Source organism: Streptomyces sp. G-G2 (genome assembly GCF_030063135.1).
Taxonomy (GTDB): Bacteria; Actinomycetota; Actinomycetes; order Streptomycetales; family Streptomycetaceae; genus Streptomyces.
The window spans coordinates 1-17996 of sequence record NZ_JASISO010000012.1 but is presented as its reverse complement, the minus strand read 5'-3'; the positions used below and the strand labels follow the sequence as shown (position 1 = coordinate 17996).

Annotated in this window: 18 protein-coding genes; 8 read left to right on the top strand and 10 right to left on the bottom strand. The window is 73.2% G+C overall.

What is annotated here, in order from left to right; translation table 11 throughout:
• Nucleotides 1-5: 5 nt before the first annotated feature.
• On the top strand, nucleotides 6-1244 hold the full coding sequence (locus QMF80_RS12150; protein ID WP_283452469.1) for an acyl-CoA dehydrogenase family protein: 1239 nt from the start codon (nucleotides 6-8) through the stop codon (nucleotides 1242-1244).
• Between the two features lie 429 nt (nucleotides 1245-1673).
• Entirely contained in the window at nucleotides 1674-2159 is a 486-nt protein-coding gene (locus QMF80_RS12145; RefSeq protein WP_283452468.1) for a flavodoxin family protein, read from the top strand.
• Between the two features lie 455 nt (nucleotides 2160-2614).
• On the opposite strand, the gene QMF80_RS12140 is transcribed toward QMF80_RS12145, so the two are convergent.
• From QMF80_RS12140 to QMF80_RS12130, 3 genes are read right to left on the bottom strand one after another with little or no spacing between them, the layout of a single operon-like run.
• A complete protein-coding gene (locus tag QMF80_RS12140) occupies nucleotides 2615-3268 on the bottom strand; it encodes a TetR/AcrR family transcriptional regulator (RefSeq protein ID WP_283452467.1) in 654 nt (217 codons plus the stop codon).
• A 56-nt stretch (nucleotides 3269-3324) separates the two neighbouring features.
• Nucleotides 3325-5046 carry a class I adenylate-forming enzyme family protein gene (locus QMF80_RS12135; protein WP_283452466.1) on the bottom strand — a complete coding sequence of 574 codons (1722 nt, stop codon included), beginning with the start codon at nucleotides 5044-5046 and terminating at the stop codon, nucleotides 3325-3327.
• On the bottom strand, nucleotides 5043-5870 hold the full coding sequence (locus QMF80_RS12130) for an SDR family oxidoreductase (RefSeq protein WP_283452465.1): 828 nt from the start codon (nucleotides 5868-5870) through the stop codon (nucleotides 5043-5045). The genes QMF80_RS12135 and QMF80_RS12130 overlap by 4 nt, the downstream gene beginning before the upstream one ends.
• Nucleotides 5871-5972: 102 nt before the next feature.
• Here QMF80_RS12130 and QMF80_RS12125 point away from each other — a divergent pair, with 102 nt between their 5' ends.
• From QMF80_RS12125 to QMF80_RS12110, 4 genes are all read left to right on the top strand, one after another.
• The gene (locus tag QMF80_RS12125) at nucleotides 5973-7217 is read left to right on the top strand and encodes an exo-beta-N-acetylmuramidase NamZ family protein (protein ID WP_283452464.1); all 1245 of its coding nucleotides are present in this window, start codon (nucleotides 5973-5975) and stop codon (nucleotides 7215-7217) included.
• A gap of 276 nt (nucleotides 7218-7493) precedes the next feature.
• A complete protein-coding gene (locus QMF80_RS12120) occupies nucleotides 7494-8801 on the top strand; it encodes a serine-threonine protein kinase (protein ID WP_283452463.1) in 1308 nt (435 codons plus the stop codon).
• Nucleotides 8802-8944: 143 nt separating this feature from the next.
• Nucleotides 8945-9487 (top strand): hypothetical protein, encoded by a 543-nt coding sequence (locus QMF80_RS12115; protein ID WP_283452462.1) that lies wholly within the window; start codon nucleotides 8945-8947, stop codon nucleotides 9485-9487.
• A gap of 80 nt (nucleotides 9488-9567) precedes the next feature.
• The gene (locus tag QMF80_RS12110) at nucleotides 9568-10422 is read left to right on the top strand and encodes a 3-keto-5-aminohexanoate cleavage protein (RefSeq protein ID WP_349372201.1); all 855 of its coding nucleotides are present in this window, start codon (nucleotides 9568-9570) and stop codon (nucleotides 10420-10422) included.
• Here QMF80_RS12110 and soxR read toward each other — a convergent pair.
• Nucleotides 10397-10867, bottom strand: coding sequence for a redox-sensitive transcriptional activator SoxR (gene soxR / locus QMF80_RS12105; RefSeq protein WP_283452461.1), 471 nt, complete (start codon nucleotides 10865-10867; stop codon nucleotides 10397-10399). The two genes, QMF80_RS12110 and soxR, sit on opposite strands and share 26 nt — an antisense overlap.
• 213 nt (nucleotides 10868-11080) lie before the next feature.
• On the opposite strand from soxR, the gene QMF80_RS12100 reads away from it, so the two are divergent.
• Nucleotides 11081-11542, top strand: coding sequence for a MaoC family dehydratase (locus tag QMF80_RS12100; protein ID WP_283452460.1), 462 nt, complete (start codon nucleotides 11081-11083; stop codon nucleotides 11540-11542).
• Here the strand turns inward: QMF80_RS12100 and QMF80_RS12095 are convergent.
• The 3 genes from QMF80_RS12095 to QMF80_RS12085 all read right to left on the bottom strand — a co-directional run bounded on the left by QMF80_RS12095 (nucleotide 11533) and on the right by QMF80_RS12085 (nucleotide 13822).
• Complete coding sequence (locus tag QMF80_RS12095) at nucleotides 11533-12174, bottom strand: TetR/AcrR family transcriptional regulator (RefSeq protein ID WP_283452459.1); 642 nt, start codon at nucleotides 12172-12174, stop codon at nucleotides 11533-11535. The two genes, QMF80_RS12100 and QMF80_RS12095, sit on opposite strands and share 10 nt — an antisense overlap.
• A 79-nt stretch (nucleotides 12175-12253) precedes the next feature.
• Entirely contained in the window at nucleotides 12254-12568 is a 315-nt protein-coding gene (locus QMF80_RS12090; protein ID WP_283452458.1) for a YiaA/YiaB family inner membrane protein, read from the bottom strand.
• 96 nt (nucleotides 12569-12664) lie between these two features.
• On the bottom strand, nucleotides 12665-13822 hold the full coding sequence (locus QMF80_RS12085) for an acyl-CoA dehydrogenase family protein (RefSeq protein WP_283452457.1): 1158 nt from the start codon (nucleotides 13820-13822) through the stop codon (nucleotides 12665-12667).
• A 79-nt stretch (nucleotides 13823-13901) separates the two neighbouring features.
• Here QMF80_RS12085 and QMF80_RS12080 point away from each other — a divergent pair, with 79 nt between their 5' ends.
• Nucleotides 13902-14546 carry a TetR/AcrR family transcriptional regulator gene (locus QMF80_RS12080; protein WP_283452456.1) on the top strand — a complete coding sequence of 215 codons (645 nt, stop codon included), beginning with the start codon at nucleotides 13902-13904 and terminating at the stop codon, nucleotides 14544-14546.
• Between the two features lie 116 nt (nucleotides 14547-14662).
• Here the strand turns inward: QMF80_RS12080 and QMF80_RS12075 are convergent, their stop codons facing one another.
• The 3 genes from QMF80_RS12075 to QMF80_RS12065 form a co-directional block, all read right to left on the bottom strand.
• Nucleotides 14663-15742 carry a Zn-dependent alcohol dehydrogenase gene (locus tag QMF80_RS12075; protein WP_283452455.1) on the bottom strand — a complete coding sequence of 360 codons (1080 nt, stop codon included), beginning with the start codon at nucleotides 15740-15742 and terminating at the stop codon, nucleotides 14663-14665.
• Nucleotides 15743-15768: 26 nt separating this feature from the next.
• Nucleotides 15769-17181 (bottom strand): aldehyde dehydrogenase family protein, encoded by a 1413-nt coding sequence (locus QMF80_RS12070; RefSeq protein ID WP_283452454.1) that lies wholly within the window; start codon nucleotides 17179-17181, stop codon nucleotides 15769-15771.
• Between the two features lie 106 nt (nucleotides 17182-17287).
• Nucleotides 17288-17996: SLC13 family permease (locus tag QMF80_RS12065; protein ID WP_283452453.1), on the bottom strand; the 709-nt coding region annotated here is incomplete at its 5' end.

Here is a 17996-nt window from a genome sequence, read left to right as displayed (position 1 = left end):
CGCTGATGGACTTCGCATTCGACGCCCGGACCGAGGAACTCCGCGAGCGGCTGCTCGCGTTCATGCAGGAGTACGTCTACCCGGCGGAACCCGTCGCCGCCGAGCAGCGCGCGCGGCTGGCCTCGCCCTGGGACACCCCGGCCGTGTTCGGCGAACTGAAGGCCGAGGCGCGCCGCCAGGGCCTGTGGAACCTCTTCTTCGTGGACCAGCACGGCCCGTCGGACGCTCCGTACGGCGCCGGGCTGAGCAACCTCCAGTACGCGCCGCTCGCCGAGATCACCGGCCGCAGTCCGCACCTGGCACCGATGGCCACCAACTGCGCGGCCCCGGACACCGGGAACATGGAGCTGCTGGCCCAGTTCGCGGACGACGACCAGAAGAAACGGTGGCTGGAGCCGCTGCTGGCCGGGGAGATCCGGTCCGCCTTCGCGATGACCGAACCGGAGGTCGCCTCCTCGGACGCCACCAACATCGAGACGCGGATCGAACGCTCGGCCGACGGCGAGAGCTATGCCGTCACGGGCCGCAAGTGGTACATCTCCGGCGCCATGAACCCGGACTGCACGATCTTCATCGTGATGGGCAAGACCGACCCGGACCATGACGACCCCCGCCGCCAGCAGTCGATGATCCTGGTCCCGCGCGACACCCCGGGCGTCGAGGTCCGCCGGGCCATGAGCGTGTACGGGTACCAGGACCACGACCACGGCGGCCACGCCGAGGTGGTCTTCGACGGGGCGCGGGTCCCGGCCGCGAACCTGATCGGGGACGAGGGCAGCGGCTTCGCGATCGCCCAGGCGCGGCTCGGGCCGGGCCGGATCCATCACTGCATGCGGCTGATCGGCATGGCGGAGCGGGCCATCGAGCTGATGTGCCGCCGCGCTGTGGAACGTACCGCCTTCGGCAAGGAGCTGGCCGCGCAGGGGGTCGTGCAGAACTGGATCGCGGACGCGCGGGTGACCGTGGAGCAGTTGCGGCTGCTGGTGCTGAAGACGGCCTGGCTGATGGACACGGTGGGCAACCGGGGCGCGCACACCGAGATCCAGGCCATCAAGATCGCCACGCCGCGCGCGGTGGTGGGGATCCTGGACCAGGCGGTGCAGCTGCACGGCGCGGGCGGGGTCAGTCAGGACTTCCCGCTCGCGGAGCTGTGGGCGGCGGCGCGGACGCTGCGGCTGGCGGACGGCCCGGACGAGGTGCACCAGCGGTCACTGGCGCGGCGGGAGCTGAAGCGGTACCGCTGACTTCGGGGGGTGCCACGGGGGCCCTAGCTGTATTGCCGCGTCAGGCCACGTCCGCTCCCCAACGGGCAAACATTGCCTGACGCGGTTACCCAGTAGTGCAGTGCACCTCGAAGGCTGTCGGTGCGTGGCGCTGCGCTGCGGCGGCAACTGCTGCTTCGCCGTTGCACGGCGCGGGCCCGGTTGCCCAGGTCCAGGTTCCGGGGAACGTTCAACCCCTCGGTCACGGGTCCAGTGCGCACTTCGCGTCGACGCTCGCCGGAGGCGCCCACGGATCGACCGCCTCCCGCACCGTCCCTCAGCCCTCACGGCCCCGGGCTTGTCGCTGTCCCCGTGCGATGTGGCCGCCGTCACATCGGGTGGTGTCACATCTGGCGCCGCTGCGTTGTCCTCACTACGGAAGCGAGAGAAACGAGGGAAGGGATCGTCAGGATGAAGACCGTCATCGTGTGCGCCTCCGTGTCACACGGCAATACGCGTCGTGTCGCCGACACCATGGCCCGGGTACTGGGCGCGAAGGTTGTCTCCCCCGAGGAGGCCAGCCTGGCGGAGCTGGCCCGCGCCGACCTCCTGGGATTCGGCTCGGGCGTCTTCTACAGCAAGCTCCACCCCCGCCTGACCGACTTCGTCAAGACACTTCCCACCAGGCGGGGCCGGGCGTTCGTGTTCGCCACCAGCGGGCTCCCCGAGATACCGATTGCGCCCTTCACCCGCCCCCTGGTCCAGCTCCTCAAAGGCAAGGGCTTCGAGGTGGACGGGAGCTTCTCCTGCCGGGCGTTCGATACCTGGACGCCCTTCAAGCTCGTCGGCGGCATCAACAAACAGCGGCCGAACGCCGAGGACCTGACCGCCGCACGGGTGTTCGCCGAGCGGCTGCGGGACGGGACAGGGTGTGAGGTCCCTGATCCAGATCATTGAGGCGCGGAGGTGGAGGCCAGCGCGGTAGCTCTCGGGGGATGCCGAGCCGGGCGGTAAGCAGCCCCGACAACGTCGGGACGGGCTGGCACTGCCAGACGGTCCGGGTCCGGCTAGGGAGCGTATGTGGTTGTGATCGGTTTGCGGGATTGGCCCTCGTGGCTGGGCCTGATCCCGTAGATCGTGTTGTGTGACGCGGATGCAATTGACGGATGTGGAGTGGGAGTTCATCGGCCCGTACCTGCCGATCGGCGCGTACGGGCCGTACCCGGAGCGGCTGCGGCAGCGTGCTTGGGCTTTCGGCCGGTGCGGCGAGAGTGCGTGCCGGGCGTCGCGACGGGGCGAACGTTGCCTGACGCGGCACCAGCTCCCCCCTGACCACGGCGCCGGTGGCCTCCCCCACCACCGCGCCCGAGGCCGCGACGACCGCGACGACCGCGACGGGCAGGGGCGCCGACTCAGGGGCGCAGCGAGCGCAGCAGCAGGTCCGCGAGGTGATCGGCGACCTGCTGCGGGGTGAGCGGGCCGTCTTCGCGGTACCAGGTGGACAGGTGGTGGACGGACCCGAAGTGGTAGTCCACCACCAGGTCGGCCGGGGTGACGGAGGCGAAGACCCCGCTGCGCTGGCCCTCCTCGACCAGGGCCCGGAAGCGCTCGTGGTAGCGCCTGCGCTCCGCCCGTACCTGCTTGTACTTCTCCGGGCTCAGCTGGTGCATCGAGCGGAAGAAGATCATCGCGTCGTCGAGGTTCTCGATGGTGGTGACCACCACGTCGGCGGCGGCCGCGCGCAGCCGCTCCTCGACGGGGCCGCCCGAGTCGGCGATCGCGTCCAGCCGCTGCTGCTGGAGCCGCAGCATGCGCGCGTACACCTCGTGCAGCAGGTCGTCCTTGGACCCGAAGTAGTGGTAGAGCGCGCCCTTGGTGACCCCGGCCGCCTCGACGATCTCCTGGACCGAGGTGCGGTCGTAGCCGCGCTCGGCGAACAGCCGGGTCGCGACGGCCAGCAGCCGCTGCGGCACCGGTGTCTCCTGCGCCGCCGCGGGCTCCTTCGGCCGCGGCGCCACCCTCAGCCGGACGGGCTGCTGCGACCGTGCGGGCCCCTTGGATTCCATGGCCTTCGCCTTCCCTTCGGCTTCACCTTCGAACGCGACGCGCCCACCGCTGGTTTTCAGCCGCGCTCGCGCAGTTCCCGTCGCAGGATCTTGCCACTGCTGGTCTTGGGGAGAACAGGCAGGATCTCCACTTGGCGCGGGTATTTGTACGCGGCGATGCGCGCGGCGCAGTACGCGGACAGTTCGGCGGGCTCCACTGACATACCGGGGCGAAGGCTGACGTACGCCTTCACACTCTCCCCCCGATAAGGGTCCGGAACACCCACGACGGCGGCCTCGCGGACCGCCGGGTGCGTGTAGAGGAGGTCCTCGACCTCGCGCGGCCAGACCTTGAAACCGGACGCGTTGATCATGTCCTTCTTGCGGTCGACCACATAGAGCCAGCCATCGGCGTCCATGAAACCGATGTCCCCGGTGCGCAGCTCACCGTCCGGGAAGGCCTTCGCGGTGTCGGCGGGCAGCCGCCAGTAGCCCGGCACCACCTGCGGCCCGCGCACCGCGATCTCCCCGCTCTCACCGAGGGGCACCTCGGCGCCGCGCTCGTCGAGGATGCGTACGAGCGTCTCCGCGCCCGGGACCCCGACGGAGAGGGTGCCGGAGCCGGGGTCGACCGGCGCTTCGAGGTGCGGGGGCACGGAGGCGCAGGGGGCGGTGCACTCGGTGAGCCCGTAGCCGTTGCGGAGGTAGAAGCCGAAGGCGGCGCGCAGCTGCTCGACCAGGGCGGGCGGGAGGGGGGCCCCGCCCGAGGAGATCACCTGGAACGGGGCGAAGTGCGCGCGGGTGGCGCCGGGGTGGGCGGCCAGCGCCATGAAGGCGGTGGCCGGGCCGACGGTGTAGGCCGGGCGGTGTTCGAGGAAGGCGTCCAGGACCACCCCGGGCTCGAAGCGGTGGGCCAGGGCGAGGGTGCCCGCGTTGAGGAAACAGGCGGCCAGTTCGCAGACCAGGCCGGTGATGTGGAAGAGCGGGGCGAGCGCGAAGTAGGTGGCGCCCTCGGGGACGGGGTGGCCCGTCACCTGCCGGACCGCGTTGTAGGTGATCGCGCCGTGCGGGTTCAGGGCGCCCTTGGGGGCGCCGCTGGTGCCGGAGGTGTAGCTGATCAGCGCGGTGTCGGCGGGGCCGGCGTCAGGGACCTCGGGCGCGGGATGGCCGTGGCGGGCGACGGCCAGGAAGTCCTCGGCGTGCGGCTGTTCGTGGGCCGGGGGCTCGTCGGCCGGACTCCGGGGGGCCGTCCGCTCGGCGTCGGGGTCCAGGACGCGGGTGTCGCCGCGGGTCTGGAAGTCCAGGTCACTGGCGGTGAGGGCGGTGCGTACGGCCGCACCGGCCGCCGCCCGGCCCACGTACGCCGCCCAGGCCCGGCGCTCGCAGACCATCGCCGTGGCCCCGCAGTCGCGCAGGATGTGGGACACCTCGGCGGACTTGTACATGGGGTTGAGCGGGACGACGACCGCCCCCGCCTTCCAGGCGGCCAGGACGGCGAGCGCGAAGTGCGGGGTGTTCTGGAGCATGACCGCGACCCGGTCCCCGGGCCGCACCCCGCGCCCCGCGAGGAATCCGGCGACGGAGTCGGAGAGCGCGTCGGCCTCGGCGTAGCCGATCCGCCCGTCGAAGTAGGCGAGGGCGGTCCGGCCCGGGGCCCGGGCCGCGGCGTCGCGGAAGGCGTGCACCACGGTGGGCGGCGGGGTGACCGGGGCCCGCTGGGCCTCGGTGAGGCGGCCCAGCCAGGGGCGAGCGGCGTACGGGGAGCCGGGGTCGTGCGCGGGGCGCGCGGGCGGGGTCACTCGGTCTCCCACTTCTGCTGGAGGTGGTTCATCCCACTGAGCCAGCGGTCCGGATCGGCGGCGCGGGCGGTGTAGTACCCGGCGACCTCGGGGTGCGGGAGGATCAGGAACCGGTTCCGCGCCATCCCGTCGAAGAGCGCGTCCGCGACCGCCTCGGGCTCGATGGCGGTGGGCGCGAGCACCAGCTCACCGGCTGAACCGGCGGCGGTCAGCATGTCGGTGCGCACTCCCTGCGGGCAGATGGCGTGGACCTGGATCCCGCGGTGGCGGTAGGTCAGCGACAGCCATTCGGCGAAGGCGAGCGCGCCGTGCTTGGTGACACTGTACGGCGCCGCCCCGATCATGGTCAGCAGTCCGGCGGCGGAGACGGTGGACACGAACCGGCCGCTCCCCCGCTCCAGCCAGTGCGGGAGCAGCGCGCGGGCGGCGCGGACGTGGGCCATCACGTTGGTCTGCCAGGCGGCGTCCCAGACGGCCTCGTCGGCGAAGGCGTCACCGCCGGAGCCGAGTCCGGCGTTGGCGCAGTAGACGTCCACCGCGCCGCCGAGCGCCTCGCGGGCCCGGTCCACGACGGCCGAGGCGTCCCCGGGGAGCGCGACGGCGCGCGGGCCGATCTCCTCGGCGACGGCCGCGGCCTTGCCGGGGTCGAGGTCGTTGACGACGACGGTGGCGCCCTCGGCGGCGAACCGGCGGGCGAGGGCGGCGCCGATGCCGCCGCCCGCTCCGGTGACGACGACGCGGGCGCCGCGGAAGTCCGGGCCGTCCGGGTCGTCCCCACTGCTCCGCGTGGCTCGGCTGTCCTGGCTGTCCTGGTCCCTGCCCACTGGATCACCCTTCGTCGCCTGCTGACGGATCACACCCGACCGAGGGCAGACTAACCAGTCGGTATGTCCGGGCGGAAGGGTGTCGCGTCCTAGCGTGGACGGATGGACGTGTCGCGACGCGGGCTGCTGGGGATGGCCGGAGCCGTGGGGGCGGCCGGGGCGCTGGGCGTGCCGGGCGGCGGCGCGGCCGGGGCGGAGCCGGTGCTGACCGGACTGGCGCGGCTGATGGCGGACGGGTACGCGGAACTCGCCGGGCAGCGCGTCGGGGTGGTCACCAACCCCACCGGGATCACCGCCGACGCCCGCCACCTGGTCGACGTACTGCACGCGGACCAACGGGTGCGCCTGGTCGCGGTGTTCGGTCCGGAGCACGGGTTCCGCGGCACCGCTCAGGCGGGCGCGTCGGAGGCGGCTTCGCGCGATCCGGCGACCGGGCTGCCCGTGTACGACATCTACGGCAAGAGCGGCCGGGCCCTCGCGGACGTGCTCACGGCGGCCGGGGTGGACACCGTCCTCTTCGACGTCCAGGACGTGGGCGCGCGGTTCTACACCTACGTCTGGACCCTCTACGACTGCATGCGGGCCGCGGCGCTGGCGGACAAGGCGGTGGTGGTGCTGGACCGGCCGAACCCGGTGGGCGGGACGCGGGCCGCCGGGCCGGTGCTGGAACGGGCGTACGCGAGCGGGGTGGGCCTGGAGCCGGTCGCGCTCGCGCACGGGATGACGGCGGCCGAGCTGGCCCTGCTGTTCAACGGCGAGTTCCTGGTGGACGCCCCGGCGCGGCTGCGCACGGTACGGATGTCCGGCTGGCGGCGGGAGGCGCACTTCGGTGAGACCGGGCTGCCCTGGGTGCCGCCGAGCCCCAACATGCCGACCCCGGACACGGCGCTCGTGTATGCGGGGACCTGCCTGTTCGAGGGGACGAACCTGTCGGAGGGGCGGGGCACCACCACCCCCTTCCAGGTGCTGGGCGCGGAGGGGGTGGACCGGCGGTGGGCGCGGGCGGCCGAGGCGCTGGAGCTGCCCGGGGTGTGGTTCCGGGAGGCGTGGTTCACGCCGACCTTCGACAAGCACGCGGGGCGGCTGTGCGGCGGGGTGCGGCTGCTGGTGCACGACCGGGAGGCCTTCGACCCGGTACGGACCGGGATCGGGCTGCTGGTGAGCGCGCGCCGGGCCTGGAGCGGGTTCGCGTGGCGCCCGGACCACTGGATCGACCGGCTGACCGGCTCGGACCGGGTGCGGCGGATGGTGGACGCGGGGGCCGGGGTGGCGGAGATCGCGGCGGACTGGGAAGCGGGCCGGGCGCACTTCGCGCGGGTGCGGGAGCGGTACCTGCTCTATCCGTGAGGGGGAGGCCGTCCGGGGCGGCTCTCTCCGTGAGGGGGCCGCCCGGGCGCCCGGTGTGAGATCCGGGCGGTCGCGGGTAGGTGCGGTCGTGGGGCTGGCCGCAGGGCCGTGCCCGCAGGATGCTGTCCGGACCGACCGTGCCCGGCGGCACGGCGGCGCGACGCGGAGGGGGACGACGCCATGACGGATGCGGCGATTTCAGGTGCGGGTGCTGGTGCGGGCGCGGGTGCCGTTGCGGGTGCGGGTGCCGTTGCGGGTGCCGTTGCGGGTGCGGCGGTGGGGGTCGCGGGGATCGGCGTACGGCCGTACGTGGAGCTCACCTTCGACGCGGAGGGGGACGTGGACCCGGCCACCAGGGACGCGGTGGCCGCGCTGGACGTGACGGACCTGCTGGTCTTCGCGCACGGCTGGAACAGTGACCGGACGGCCGCGACCCAGCTCTACGACCACTTCTTCGCGCCGTTCCCCGGCCTGCTGGGGGCCGGGGTGCGCCCCGGGTACGTGGGGGTCGTCTGGCCCTCGATGCGGTTCTCCGACGAGCCGATACCGGACTTCGGCCACCAGGCGGTGGCGGGGGCCGTGGACGCCGCCGGGTACGGGGTGCCGCTGGACCCGGCGACACGGCGGGCGCTCGGGGAATTCTGGCCGGGCCGGGAGGCCGAGCTGGACCGCCTGGCGCAGCTGCTGGACGAGCAGCCGGAGTCGGCCGTGGCCTTCATCGAGTTCGGGGCGCTGGTCAGGGAGTTGAGCGGGACGGACGCGGCGGTGAGCGAGGCGGCGGCCGCACCCGGCAGCACCCCGCTCATGTTCACGGCGGACGTCCTGGAGGTGTGCCGGGCCTTCACGGACGCGCTGGTCGAGACCGGCGCGCCGCTGGTATCCGGGGCGCGGGGCCTGTCGGTCGGATCGGGGCTGCACAGTCTGTGGAACGGGGCCAAGGAGCTTCTGCGGCAGGCCACTTACTACCAGATGAAGAAGCGCGCCGGAGTCGTGGGCGAGCGCGGGCTCGGCCCGGTCCTGACGGGCCTGGCCCGGCCCGCGGGCGGCGGACCGGGCCCGCGGGTCCACCTGATCGGGCACAGCTTCGGGGCCCGGGTCGTCTCGTACGCGCTGCGCGGGGTACCGGCCGACGGGCAGCGGTTCGTCCGCTCCGCGACCCTGCTCCAAGGAGCCTTCTCGCACTACGCGTTCACCGGCAGGCTGCCCTTCGACACCGACAGCGCAGGGCCGCTGCACGGACTGGAGGACCGGGTGGCCGGACCGGTGGTGGCCTGCCACTCCGATTTCGACACGGCCCTGAAGGTGCTCTACCCGCTGGCCTCCCGGATGGCGGGGGACGCGACCGGCTTCGCCGGGTTCGACGCCCGCTGGGGCGCCGTCGGGCACGACGGGCTCCAGCTCCCGGGCACCCCGCGGCTGAGCCTGGACGCGGCCCTGCGCGGCGGGCTGCCGACGGCCGGGTGCGTCAGCGTGGACGCCGCGTCGGTGGTGCGCCGCGGCGGTCCGCCGTCGGGGGCGCACAGCGATGTCTGCCACCCGGAACTGGCCCGGCTGGTCACTCTGGCGGGGCGCATCGGGCGCTGACTTCCGGCCATGTGCCACCCGTACGCCTCGACCGCCCCCGCATGCGCCCAGGGCTGGGCGGGCATGTTGGGCACGACAAGGGTTTGTGACGCGGTCGACGCGGTACGGGAGCGGGTTGACGGCGCGGCGGAGGTGAAGGTGTGATGGCGGGTTTCCATAGTCTGGCGTGCCAGGTGCGCGACGCGGGCAACGACCGTGCCCTGAGGCGTCATTCACTGCGCCGCTGCCTGGAGCGGTTCGCCCCGTACGGGCACCGGGCGACCTGGTGGCACCTGTGCGACCGGCACGGCATCGCCCCCGAGGACCGGGGCGCGGACCCGCTCAGACTGGTCGCCGCGCTGGAGGAGCTGGAGGACGCGCGTGCGGTGTGGCTGGAGTACGAGCGCCACTTCGCCGAGCGCAGACGCCGCGAGAAGCACGACGGGCTGCGCAGGCCGGAGTGGGCGTGGGCCGGCGAGGCGGTGGTGCGGTGCGCCGACCCGGACGTACGGCCCGAGGGGGCGCTGGGCGAGGTGCTGCGCAGGCTGGTGAAGGCACTGGAGTCCGAGCCGGGGACGGGGTGTCCGGTGTGCGGGGACCAGGAGCTGCGCTGGCCCGCCCCGGCCGAGCGGGGGCACTGGGACGGGCCGGTGTGCGCGGGCTGCGGGATCGTGGTGCCCAGACCGGCGCTCTCGGAATCGGCGTGAGGGAGCGGGCGGCACGGAACGCGGATCGGAACCCGGATCGGAACGCGGAAGGCACCGAGACAGGCGCCCCGGAACGGAACGTGTGGGCGGAGCGGAACGACAGGGCGGAACAGGTCGCGCGGGCCGTACGCAAGGGGCGCGCGGCGGGAGCCGTGGTGCTGCAGGTGGCGTTGAACGGGGCGCGGACCGGCGCCGATGGGGCCGCGGTGCCGATGTCCCCACAGGCGCTGGTGGAGTCGGCGCGGCGGTCGGTGGCCGCGGGGGCGGGTGAGGTCCTGGTGCACCCGCGGACGCCGTGCGGGCGGGAGAGCCTGTCGCCGCGGGTGGTCGGGCCGCTGCTGGAGGCGCTGCGGGCGGGCGGCGCCGCGGGGCCGCTCGTGGTGTGCGCGAGCGTGGACGGGGGCTCGGGCGGGGGCGCGGGCTCCGGCGCGGGCGGGGGCTCCGGCGGCGAGGCGGATCCTGCGGGGCGGGTGGCGCGGGTGCGGGCCTGGGAGGTGCTGCCCGACCGGGCGGAGGTGCGGTTCGCGGAGCCGGGGGCGGCGGAGCTGGCGCGGGCCCTGGCGGAGCGGGGGGTGGCGGTGGACGCGGTGGTGTCGGGGCACGACGTGGAGGCGGGCGGCGCGGGGACCCGGGAGTTGCGGGGCTTCGCGGGGGCGGCCCGGGTGGTGGTGGAGCTGGGGGCGGGCCAGGTGCTCGCGAGCGCGGTCAGCGGGTGGGGCGGGGCGACGGAGGTACTGGTCCACGGCTGTGACGCCGCCGCCTGGGACGTTCTGCTCCGGGGCGCGGGAACGGGGCCGCGCCGGTTGGTGCGGATCGGGCTGGGCGACGTACTGCGTCTTCCCGAGGGGCGGCCCGCCCGGTCCAACGAGGAACTGGTGGCGGTGGCGCGCGCCCTGCTCGGGCAGGAGGCTACGAACTGGACTCGCGGGGCGTGACGTAGAGGCGGGAGCCGGTGATGCGGTCGCCGAAGACGTCGTCCGGGTTGGAGAGCACACAGGTCTCCAGCGAGAGACAGCCGCAGCCGATGCACTCGCTCAAATGGTCGCGCAGACGCCCGAGTTGCTTGATGCGCTGGTCGAGTTCGGTACGCCAGTTCTCGGAGAGCCGAGCCCAGTCCTCGTGGGTGGGCGTGCGCTCCTCGGGCAGCTGGGCGAGGGCCTCGCGGATGGTGACCAGCGGGATTCCGACACGCTGGGCGGCGCGGACGAAGGCGACCCGGCGCAGGGCGTCACGGGTGTACCGGCGCTGGTTTCCCGCGGTGCGGGTGCTGCTGATCAGGCCCTTGGTCTCGTAGAAATGGAGCGCGGAGACCGCCGCGCCGCTGCGCGCGGACAGCTGGCCGACGGTGAGTTCGTGGACTTTTTCGGGAATCTGCGGCACCGGGTCGAGGGTAGTCGGTGGCGGCGGGGATCCGTTGACAGACCCTTGAGGTCCCAGCATGCTGAGCACCCTGAGCAAGCGCTTGTTCGCTGCTGGAGCGGAGGTAGCTGCCGTAGTGGACTTGGCCGACGTAGTAGATGTAGCTGACGCGCTAGATGTAGCTGACGCAGTTGATGTAGTCGATGTAGCCGTTCGAGAGGCAGGGGCACAGGCATGGCCGAGCCGAGGATCTTCACGTCCGCCGAGGAACTGCGCGCCGGGGTCGGTGAGCCGCTCGGGCCGAGCGCGTGGCTGGAGATCGACCAGAAGCGGATCGACCTGTTCGCCGACGCCACCGGCGATCACCAGTGGATCCACGTGGACCCCGAACGGGCGGCCTCGGGACCCTTCGGGACCACCATCGCGCACGGGTACCTGACGCTCGCGCTGATGCCGAGCCTGGTGCCGCAGGTCATGCGGGTCGAGGGCATGCGGATGGGCATCAACTACGGGGTGGACAAGGTGCGTTTCCCCGCACCGGTGCCGGTCGGCTCGCTGCTGCGGGCCACCGCCGTCATCACCGCGGTCACGGAGGCGGGTGGCGGGGTGCAGGTCGCGGCGACCGTGACGATCGAGCGCGAGGGCGGCGAGAAGCCGGTGTGCGTGGCGGAGACGGTGTCCCGCTACTACTTCTGAGGGGCTTCCTGGCGGGCCCCGACCATGCGGAGCACGAGGTCGGCGTAGAGCGCGCCGACCTCGTCGGGCGCGCGCCGCCCCGACGCGCTGAACCAGCGGGCCACGTCGATGCACAGCGAGAGCACGGCGAGAGTGGTGCCCGGTACGTCCGGCACGTCGAACTCGCCCGTACGGACCCCGTCCGCCAGGATGCGGCGGACGGCCGCGTCGCTGCGGCGGCGCAGGGCCACGATGTCGGAGCGGTGCTCCGGAGCGAGAGCGTCGAGCTCGTACTGGACCACGCGCGCGGTGGTGTGGTGCGCGGCGTGCCACAGGACGAAGGACCGGACGGCGGCGTCGAGCCGCTCGGCGGCGGTGCCGGGTCCGTCCGCGGCCGTCTCCAGGATCTCCAGGGCCTTGTCGTGACCGATCCGGCTGATCCGGTGGAGCAGTTCTTCCTTGGTCTTGTAGTGGATGTAGAGCGCGGCGGGGCTCATTCCGGCCCGCCCCGCGATGTCACGCGTGGTGGTGGCGTGGTAGCCGCGCTCGGCGAAGGCCTCGACGGCGGCGACGAGCAGCCGCCGTGCGGCGTCGGGGGTGACCTCCGACCACGGCTGGTAGCCGCCGGTCGGCGCCTCGTCCGCGATGTCCATCGCCCGCTCACCCTCTTCGCCGTGTTCGCCATGCTCGTCCCGTGTGGAAGGAACACCTTACCGGAGGGTGAGCAAGCGCTTAGCGGTCTTGAGCGGGCTTCGGGAGCGGCCGGGGCGAGAAGGGGTCGTACTCCGTCATGATCTTCTCCATCCTGGCCTGGTCGACCCGGGTGACGATCTGGGTGACCTCCTGGCGGTCGCGCACCACCTTGGCGAGCGTGAAGGCGGAGGTGGTGAGGTAGAGCACCGCGATGCCGAGGAAGGCCCGCACCCAGGCGTTCGCGTCCAGGTTGTAGATCCCCAGGGAGACGGCGCCCATGGCGATGCCGAAGGAGGCGACGGCCTGGCCGTAGTACGCCCCCGTGTTCTGCTGCTTGACCGGTGTCTCGTTCATGGGTCCAGCATCGCGAGCGGCGGGCGCGGGGGTAATCCGTGCGCGTACTCAGATGCGTGCAGATGCGTACTCAGTGGCGGGCGCCGGGGCCCCGGCTCAGAAGGCGGAGACTCCGGTGCGCGCGCGGCCGATCAGCAGCTTCTGGATCTGGCTGGTGCCTTCGTAGAGGGTCATGACGCGGGCGTCGCGCAGCAGCTTGCCCGCAGGGTACTCGTCGATGTAGCCGTAACCACCGTGTACCTGGAGGGCGTTGCCCGCCGCGCGGACCGCCGCCTCCGAGGCGAAGAGCTTGGCGGTGGAGGACTCGGTGGCGAAGGGCAGCCCGCGGTCGATGAGATCGGCGACCCGCCAGGTGAGCAGCCGGGCGGCGTCCACGTCGACGGAGATGTCCGCGATCAGCTCCTGGACGAGCTGGTGACCGGCGATCGGCTTGCCGAACTGCTCGCGCTGGGTGGCGTACGCCAGCGACGCGTCCAGCGCCGCCTGGGCGATGCCGACACAGCCCGCGGCGACCGACATCCGGCCTTTGGCCAGCGCGGACATCGCCACCGAGAAGCCCTTGCCCTCGGGGCCGAGCATCGCGGAGGCGGGGACGCGGACGTCCTCGAAGGTGAGTTCGGCGGTGGCCTGGCCGCGCAGGCCGAGCTTGCCGTGGATCTCGCGGCGGGTCAGGCCGGGGGTACCGGTGGGGACGAGGAAGGCGGAGATCCCGCGGTGGCCGGGTTCGTCGTTGGTGCGGGCGAAGAGGAGGACCACGTCGGCCCAGGTGCCGTTGGTGATGAACGTCTTGGCGCCGTTGACGGTGTAGGTCCCGGTGGCCGGGTCGTGCGCGGCGCGGGTGGTGAGGTTCCCGGCGTCGGAGCCGGTCCCGGGCTCGGTGAGGCCGAAGCAGCCGAGGGCGTCGCCGGAGCACAGGCGCGGCAGCCAGGCGCGCTTCTGCTCCTCGCTCCCCCAGGCGGCGACGGTCTTGGCGACCAGGCCGAGGGATACGGAGACGATGCCGCGCACGGCGGAGTCGGCGCGGCCCAGCTCCTCGGTGACCAGGACGTAGGCGAGGTGGTCGCCGCCGGAGCCGCCGTACTCCTCCGGGACGGTGAGGCCGAGGAAGCCGAGCGCGCCGAGCTTCTTGACGATGGCCCGGTCCACGCTCTCGGCGCGGTCCCACTCGGCGGCGTACGGCGCGATCTCGCGGTCCGCGAAGTCGCGGGCGAGCTGTCGGACCGCGGTCTGCTCCTCGCTGAGTTCCAGGTTCATGGCCACCTCTCGAACGCGTGGGCCGACGCCTTAAATTAGCGCCGCTAGTTTATGGCGGGCAGGCTTTACTATGTGGCGCATGGCCAGACCGCGCAAGCCCCTCCTCAGCAGAGACCGCATCGTGTCGGCGGCGGGCGCGCTGGTGGACGCGGAGGGACTGGAGGCGGTCTCCACCCGGCGGCTGGCGGCGGCCCTGGGGGTCAGCGGGCCCTCGCTCTACAACCACTTCCGCACCAAGGACCAGATCCTGGAGGCGGTCGCGGACGCGGTGAGCGCGCGGGTGGACCTGACGATGTTCGAGGACCCGGACCCGCGGGACTGGCGCACCGCCCTGGCCGACTGGGCGCACTCCTACCGGGACGCGCTGGCCGACCACCCGCACATCGTGCCGGTGCTGGCGCGCGGGCCGGGGCGGCGCCCGGCCGGGCTGCGGGTGGCCGACGCGGTGTACGGGGGGATGACGGCGGCGGGGTGGCCGCCCGCCCAGGCGACCCGGATCGGCGCGCTGATGAGGTACTTCATCCTGGGCTCGGCGGTGGCCTCGTTCGCCCGGGGTTTCGTGGACGACGAGGCGGCGTACGACCCGGCGGACTACCCGCACCTGGGCCAGGCCCACCTGCTGGCGGAACGGCAGCGGGAGGTGGACGAGGGGGCCTTCGAGACGGGCCTGACAGCCCTGCTGGACGGCCTGGCCCTCCAGTACGAGGCCCTGCGGACCCGGTAGCGGGCAAGGACCGTGCGCCCCGGCGCGCGGGACCCGTACGCGCGCCGGGATGCGAACCGGCCAAACTGCCCGGTCCGGCGGCCGGCCCATCGGGCAGTTCGGCCTCGAAGATCGCCCTAGAAGATCACCAGGGAGCGGCCGCCCTTGCCCGCGAGCATCGCGTCGAAGGCGGCCGGGATGCCGTCGAGGCCGATGCGGTCGGTCACGAGGGCGCCGAGGTCGAGGCGGCCGGCCCGGACGTGGGCGGCGAGGACCGGCAGGTCCCGGGCCGGGTCGCTGTTGCCGTAGACACAGCCGGTGAGGCTGCGGGCGAAGTGGAAGATCTCCAGGGCGTGGAAGGTGACCTGCTGTTCCTTGCCGCCGATCCCGACGACCGTCGTACGCCCGCCGCGCCGGGTGGACTCCCAGGCGCCGCGGATGGTGTCGGCCCGGCCGACGCACTCGACGGCGACGTCCACACCCCGGCCGCCGGTGAGCGCGCGGATCTCCTTGGCGGTGGTGTCGGAGGCGAGGACGAACTCCGTGGCCCCGGCCGCGCGGGCCAGCTCCTCCTTGGCCGGGGAGATGTCCACGGCCACGATCGCGCCCGCCATCGCGATCCGCGCGGCCTGGAGGGCGGCGAGGCCCACGCCGCCGACACCGAAGACGGCGACGGACTCGCCGGGCCGGACCTGGGCGCTGTGGTGGACGGCGCCGTAGCCGGTGAGGACGGCGCAGCCCAACAGCGCGGCCTCGGCGAGGGGAACCCCGGCCGGTGCGGGCAGCACGCAGCGCGCCGCGACCACGGTCTCTTCGGCGAAGGCGGCCACATTGAGCCCGGGGTGCAGCTCGGTGCCGTGCGCGTCGTGCGCGTAGACGGCGCCGACGCCCGCGAGGGCGTTGACGCAGAGCCAGACCTCGCCGATGGAGCAGTGGTGGCACTGCCCGCAGGACGGGGCCCAGTTGAGGACCACGCCGTCGCCGGGGGCGACGTGGGTGACGCCCTCGCCGACGGCGAGAACGGTGCCGGACCCCTCGTGGCCCAGGACGGCCGGTACGGGGACCCGCATGGTGCCGTCGGTGAGGGAGAGGTCTGAGTGGCAGACCCCGGCGGCGGTGAGCTTGACCCGGACCTGCCCGGGTCCGGGGTCGGGCAGCACGATCTCCCTGATCTCCAGGGGTGCTCCGATGGCGGGCAGGATGGCGGCGCGGACCATGGTCGTCGTCTCCGTGTTTCCGGGGCTCAGAACTGCAGGGACTTGGTCTGGAGGTACTCGGCCAGGCCGTGCGGGCCCAGTTCGCGCCCGACGCCCGACTGCTTGTAGCCGCCGAAGGGCGCGAGCGGGTTGAACCGGCCGCCGTTGATGTCCACCTGGCCGGTGTCCATCCGGCGGGCGAAGGCGACGGCGCTCGCCTCGTCCGCCGCCCACACGGCGCCGCCGAGACCGTAGACGGTGCCGTTGGCGATGCGCAGGGCCTCGTCCTCGTCGGCGTAGGCCAGGATCGACAGGACGGGGCCGAAGATCTCCTCCTGGGCGATCGTCATGTCCGGGGTGACATCGGCGAAGACGGTGGGCGCCACGAAGTAGCCGCGCTCCGCGGGCGCGTCGGAGCCGCCGGCGACCAGGCGGGCGCCCTCCTCGACGCCCTTGGCGATGTAGCCGCGGACGCGTTCGTGCTGCTTGGCGTTGACGACCGGGCCGAGGCGGGTGGCGGGGTCGCGCGGGTCGCCGGTGGGGTACTTGGCCACCGCGGCGGCGGCGAGGGAGACGGCTTCCTCGTAGTCGTCGCGGTGGACGAGCATCCGGGTCAGGGCGTTGCAGCTCTGGCCCGCGTTGTTCATGACGTGGCCGACTCCGACCGAGACCGCCTTGGCGAGGTCGGCCCCGGGCAGGATGACATTGGCCGATTTGCCACCCAGTTCGAGCGCGACCCGCTTGATCGCGGCGCCCGCGGTGGCGCCGATCCGCTTGCCGACGGCGGTCGAGCCGGTGAAGGAGACGAGGTCCACCCCGGGGTGGGCGGCCAGCGCCTGTCCGGCGACCGGTCCGGTGCCGGTCACCAGGTTGAACACACCGGCGGGAATGCCCGCCTCGTGCACGGCTTCGGCGAAGAGCTGTGCGGTCAGCGGGGTGTCCTCGGCGGGCTTGAGGACGACGGTGCAGCCCGCGGTGAGAGCGGGTGCCACTTTGGCAACGACCTGGTGCAGGGGATAGTTCCAGGGGGTGATGGCTCCGACGACACCGACCGGCTCCAGCAGGACGGTGGAGTTGCCGATGCGCTCCTCGAAGGCGTACGTCGCCCCCAGCTCGGCGAAGGAGTGGGCCACGGCGATGGGAGCGCCGACGTGCACCGCCTCGGAGAAGCCCAACGGGGAGCCCAGCTCGGCGGTGATGGTCTGCGCGATCTCGCTCTTGCGGGCGACCAGGACGTCGCGCAGGGCGCCGATCCGCGCGGCCCGCTCGGCGGGCGGGGTGGCCGCCCAGCCGGGGAACGCGGCGCGGGCGGCCCGGACCGCCGCGTCCACGTCCTCCTCGGTCCCGGCCGGGACGTCGGCGATGACCTGCTCGTCCGCCGGGTTGACGACCTCGATCCGGTCCCGTCCGGCGGCGGGCCGCCACTCCCCGCCGATGTACATACCGTCGTGGGCCTTCATGGCATTCCTCCCGAGCACGAGCGCGTGAACGCGTGGACCGCGTGGACCTCGCGGCCACCCTACAAACTAGCGTCGGTAGTTTTCTGGTGCCAGGGTCGGACGACGGTCAGATGATGCCGAAAAGCATCCCCGCCGCCAGGACCACGAGGGAGGTCAGCACGGCCCACTTCACGGTGAAGCGGGTGTGGTCGCCGAACTCGACCTTCGCCATGCCGACGAGCACGTAGACGGCCGGAACCAACGGGCTGGACATGTGCAGGGCCTGACCGGCCAGGGAGGCGCGGGCGATCGAGAGCGGGGAGACCCCGTGGGCGGCGCCCGCCTCGGCGAGCACGGGCAGGACGCCGAAGTAGAAGCCGTCGTTGGACATGAAGTAGGTGAGCGGCAGGCTCAGCAGGCCGGTGACCAGGGCCATGTGCGGGCCCATCCCGTCGGGGATGGCGCCGACGAGCCAGTCGGCCATCTCCTTCACCATGCCGGTGCCGGTCAGGACGCCGGTGAAGACGGCGGCGGCGAAGACCATGCCCGCGACATTGAGGACGTTGTCGGCGTGCGCGGCGATCCGGGCCCTCTGGTCGGTCATCCTCGGGTAGTTGACGGTGAGCGCGAGGGCGGCGCCGAGCAGGAAGAGCACCGGGATGGGGAGCAACTCCATGATCATCGCGGTGAGCAGGGTGAGGGTGAGCCCGGCGTTGAACCAGTAGAGACGCGGTCGCAGGGTGTCCCGGTCGGGGTCCAGCCCCTGGAACCCGTCGCCGTCCGGGGCGGGGGCGGGGGTCCCGGCGGAGGCGGAGGCGGGGGCGGGGGTCCCGGCG

What these genes read in the sequence shown, in the direction of transcription:
- QMF80_RS12150 (WP_283452469.1), top strand. Translation starts at nt 6, where the DNA reads ATGGACTTCGCATTCGACGCCCGGACCGAGGAACTCCGCGAGCGGCTG.
- QMF80_RS12145 (WP_283452468.1), top strand. Translation starts at nt 1,674, where the DNA reads ATGAAGACCGTCATCGTGTGCGCCTCCGTGTCACACGGCAATACGCGT.
- QMF80_RS12140 (WP_283452467.1), bottom strand. Translation starts at nt 3,268, where the DNA reads ATGGAATCCAAGGGGCCCGCACGGTCGCAGCAGCCCGTCCGGCTGAGG.
- QMF80_RS12125 (WP_283452464.1), top strand. Translation starts at nt 5,973, where the DNA reads ATGGACGTGTCGCGACGCGGGCTGCTGGGGATGGCCGGAGCCGTGGGG.
- QMF80_RS12115 (WP_283452462.1), top strand. Translation starts at nt 8,945, where the DNA reads ATGGCGGGTTTCCATAGTCTGGCGTGCCAGGTGCGCGACGCGGGCAAC.
- QMF80_RS12100 (WP_283452460.1), top strand. Translation starts at nt 11,081, where the DNA reads ATGGCCGAGCCGAGGATCTTCACGTCCGCCGAGGAACTGCGCGCCGGG.
- QMF80_RS12095 (WP_283452459.1), bottom strand. Translation starts at nt 12,174, where the DNA reads ATGGACATCGCGGACGAGGCGCCGACCGGCGGCTACCAGCCGTGGTCG.
- QMF80_RS12090 (WP_283452458.1), bottom strand. Translation starts at nt 12,568, where the DNA reads ATGAACGAGACACCGGTCAAGCAGCAGAACACGGGGGCGTACTACGGC.
- QMF80_RS12085 (WP_283452457.1), bottom strand. Translation starts at nt 13,822, where the DNA reads ATGAACCTGGAACTCAGCGAGGAGCAGACCGCGGTCCGACAGCTCGCC.
- QMF80_RS12080 (WP_283452456.1), top strand. Translation starts at nt 13,902, where the DNA reads ATGGCCAGACCGCGCAAGCCCCTCCTCAGCAGAGACCGCATCGTGTCG.
- QMF80_RS12075 (WP_283452455.1), bottom strand. Translation starts at nt 15,742, where the DNA reads ATGGTCCGCGCCGCCATCCTGCCCGCCATCGGAGCACCCCTGGAGATC.
- QMF80_RS12070 (WP_283452454.1), bottom strand. Translation starts at nt 17,181, where the DNA reads ATGAAGGCCCACGACGGTATGTACATCGGCGGGGAGTGGCGGCCCGCC.